Source organism: Nonomuraea maheshkhaliensis, from assembly GCF_039529435.1.
GTDB classification, from domain to species: domain Bacteria; phylum Actinomycetota; class Actinomycetes; order Streptosporangiales; family Streptosporangiaceae; genus Nonomuraea; species Nonomuraea maheshkhaliensis.
Window position 1 is genome coordinate 1 of the sequence record NZ_BAAAMU010000274.1, and the last position, 3349, is coordinate 3349.

The window sequence follows — 3349 nt, forward strand, 5'->3', positions numbered from 1 at the left end:
CGCCAGTGCCACCACGGCGACGGCGGCGGCCAGGGCGAGGCCCCGCCGGTGCGCGCGCGGCGGGGGCAGCGCGGCCAGGAAGCGCTCGGGGTGCGGTGGCCGCTCCTCGTCCGCCAGTTCGGCGAGGGTCTCGCGGAGCAGGTCCTCGACGTTCATCGGAACTCCCTCACAGTGCTCAGCTCGGGGGCGGACTGCTTCAGCCGCTCCAGCGAGCGGTAGATCTGGCTGCGGACCGAGCCCACCCGCACGCCCAGCAGGCGCGCGATCTCGGTCTCCGACATGTCCTCGAAGTAACGCAGCACGAGCATGGTCCGCTGGCGCGGCGTCAGCCTGGCCAGCGCCGCCCGCATGGTCAGGCGCAGGTCGGCGCTGTCGGCGTGCCCGTCGCGCGGCACGTCGGGCTGCTCGGCGGTGCTCAGCTCGACGATCTTGGAGCGGCGGCGCCACCGGCTGACCTGTTCGTGGTACATGGCGCGGCGGACGTAACCCTCGATGGCCGCCGGGTCCCGCAGGCCGCGCCAGCGCGCGGCCGTCTTGGCCAGAGCCGACTGCACCAGGTCCTCGGCGGCGTGGCGGTCGCCGGTCAGCAGGTACGCGGTGCGGAAGAGCGCGCCCGACCTGTCGATGACGAACTGCCGGAAGTTCGCCGCAAATCCTGGATCCACCCGGTCCTCCTCACGATGTCACCAGCAAGGACGAGACGGGACCGCGAAACTATGCCTCCTGCGGGATATGTCCGCTCATGCGAGCTCGGTCAGCCGGCCCTCCGCCAGCCGCAGCCGCCGCTCCACCCCGATCCCGGCCAGGAACCGCTCGTCGTGGCTGACCACGATGAACGCCCCCTCGTACGCGTTCAGCGCGCTCTCCAGCTGCCCCACGCTGACCAGGTCGAGGTTGTTGGTGGGCTCGTCGAGCAGCAGGAGCTGGGGCGCGGGCTCGGCGCACAGGACGCAGGCCAGGGTGGCGCGCAGCCGTTCGCCGCCCGAGAGCACCCCCACGGGCAGGTGTGCCTTGGCGCCCCGGAACAGGAAGCGGGCCAGCAGGTTCATCCGGTCGGCCTGGGGCAGCTCGGGGGCGAACGCGGCGAAGTTCTCCGCCACGGTGCGCTCGACGTCGAGCAGGTCGAGCCGCTGCGACAGGTGGGCGATCCGGCCGTCCGCCCGCCTGATCAGGCCGCTCTCCGGCTCAAGACCGCCCTCGACCAGGCGTAGCAGGGTGGACTTGCCGGCGCCGTTGGGGCCGGTCAGCGCGATGCGCTCGGGCCCGCGCACGGTCAGGTCCAGCCCCGCTCCGGCGTAGAGCGTCCGTCGGTCGTGCCCCGCCCGCGGCCGTTCGCCGGGGAAGCCCGCCTGCAGCCGTTCGGCGTGGAAGAGCGTGCGGCCGGCCGGGACGCGGGTTCCCGGCAGCTCCAGCACGAGCTTCTGGTCGTCGCGCACGGCGCGCTCCGCCTCGTCGAGCCTGGCCTTGGCGTCGCCGACCCGCGCGGCGTGCGTCTGGCCCGCCTTGCCCGCCGACTCCTGGGCGCCGCGTTTCATGTTCCCGGCGAAGATGCGGGGCAGGCCGGCGTTCTTGAGGTTGCGGGCGGCGTTGCTCGCGCGGCGGTCGGCCCGCTCCCTGGCCTGCTGCAGCTCCCGCTTCTCGCGCTTGAGCTCCTGCTCGGCGTTGCGCACGTTCTTCTCGGCGGCCTCCTGCTCGGCGCGCACGGCCTCCTCGTACGCGGTGAAGTTCCCGCCGTACGAACGCAGCTCGCCCTCGTGCAGCTCGGCGATGCGGTCCATCCGGTCGAGCAACGCCCGGTCGTGACTGACCAGCAGCAGGCAGCCGTTCCACGTCTCCAGCACGCCGTGCAGCCGGTTCCTGGCGTCGAGGTCGAGGTTGTTGGTCGGCTCGTCGAGCAGCAGCACGTCGGGGCGCCGCAGCAGTTGCGCGGCCAGGCCGAGTGAGATGACCTGGCCGCCGCTGAGCGTGTCGAGGGTGCGGCCGAAGCCGAGCTCGCCGAGGCCGAGGCGGTCGAGCTGGGCCCTGGTGCGCTCCTCGATGTCCCAGTCGTTGCCGATCGTGGTGAAGTGCTCCTCGCTCGCGTCGCCGGACTCGATGGCGTCCAGCGCCGCGATCACGGGCGCGATGCCGAGCACCTCGGCCACGGTGAGCCCACCGGAGCGGGGCCCGGCCGAGAAGGGCAGGGTCTGCGGCAGGTAGCCGAGCGTGCCCTGGACGGTCACCGACCCGGCGGCCGGCCGGTGTTCGCCGGCGATCAGCTTGAGCAGCGTGCTCTTGCCGGCGCCGTTGGGGGCGACGAGCCCCGTGCGGCCGGCGCCGACGGTGAAGGACAGGTTCTGGAAGACCGGCACGTCGCCGGGCCAGGAGAAGGACAGGCCGGAGCAGACGATGAAGGCATCGGACATGGCGAGAGACCTCGTACGGGTACGCGGGCGCGCGACGGCGATCGCCCGGTGACGGGAACCCCGATGAGCGGGGGCAGGGACGGTGGAACGACGGCATGGCCCGCACGGCGGCGGCATGGGCGCCCGCCGGGGCCGGTCATCTTCCGGTATCACCCGGAGATGTCGTCGTCACCTGCCATGTCCGCTCTCCCTGTGTTCAGAGGTGCCACCCGATCGAGGTTTCACATCAGGCACTCGATCAAAAGTGCCTATCATCCTAGCAGCCGCTCAGGGCCGTTTCCGCCACACCTGCCACACCCCCTACGGATAACGGGATGGCGCGACCTTAAAGGTTCGGTAAATTGCCGGGGTGATCCCCGCTGCGCCTGATTCCTCACCTGCGTCTGCCCGCCCGCGCCTGGCCTGGCTGGACGCCCTGCGGGGGATCGCGGCGATCGCGGTGCTCGCCGAGCACATGTTGCAGGCCGTCATGCCCTCGCTGCGCCCCTACTGGTGCAACCTGGGCATCTATGGCGTGCTGGTGTTCTTCCTGGTCAGCGGCTACATCATTCCGTTCTCGCTGGAGCGGCGGGGTGATCTGCGGGCGTTCTGGATCTCCCGCGCCTTTCGCCTCTACCCGCTCTATTTGGCGGTCATCGTCCTGACGCTGGCGCTGTCGTGGTGGATCCCGGTGCGCGAGGCCGTCCCCCGCGACCTGACGGCCGTGGCCGCGCATCTCACCATGCTGACCGACGTGGTGGGCGTGGCCGCGGTGGTCGATCCGATGTGGACGCTGTCGTACGAGATGGTGTTCTACCTCGTGGCCGCCGCCATGTACGCGGCGGGCGTGCACGCGGGCGGCGGCGTGGCCGCGCTGCTGTTCGCGGCCGGCGCGATGGTGGCGGGGCTGGTGCTGTCGCGCCCGCCGCTGCCCGGCGACTGGCCCGTGTGGGTGTCGAGCGCCG

The 3349-nt window shown here is 71.9% G+C and carries 3 protein-coding genes; 1 reads left to right on the plus strand and 2 read right to left on the minus strand.

What is annotated here, in order from left to right; translation table 11 throughout:
* Positions 1 to 152: 152 nt before the first annotated feature.
* Both ABFX54_RS56240 and ABFX54_RS56245 read right to left on the minus strand, forming a co-directional pair.
* Positions 153 to 665 carry a SigE family RNA polymerase sigma factor gene (locus ABFX54_RS56240; protein WP_346115545.1) on the minus strand — a complete coding sequence of 171 codons (513 nt, stop codon included), beginning with the start codon at positions 663 to 665 and terminating at the stop codon, positions 153 to 155.
* Between the two features lie 75 nt (positions 666 to 740).
* The gene (locus ABFX54_RS56245; protein ID WP_346115546.1) at positions 741 to 2405 is read right to left on the minus strand and encodes an ABC-F family ATP-binding cassette domain-containing protein; all 1665 of its coding nucleotides are present in this window, start codon (positions 2403 to 2405) and stop codon (positions 741 to 743) included.
* A 349-nt stretch (positions 2406 to 2754) separates the two neighbouring features.
* Between ABFX54_RS56245 and ABFX54_RS56250 the strand changes: the two genes are divergently transcribed.
* Positions 2755 to 3349, plus strand: a 595-nt coding sequence (locus ABFX54_RS56250; protein ID WP_346115547.1) for an acyltransferase family protein, incomplete at its 3' end; no start/stop codon positions are given.

What these genes read in the sequence shown, in the direction of transcription:
- ABFX54_RS56245 (WP_346115546.1), bottom strand. Translation starts at nt 2,405, where the DNA reads ATGTCCGATGCCTTCATCGTCTGCTCCGGCCTGTCCTTCTCCTGGCCC.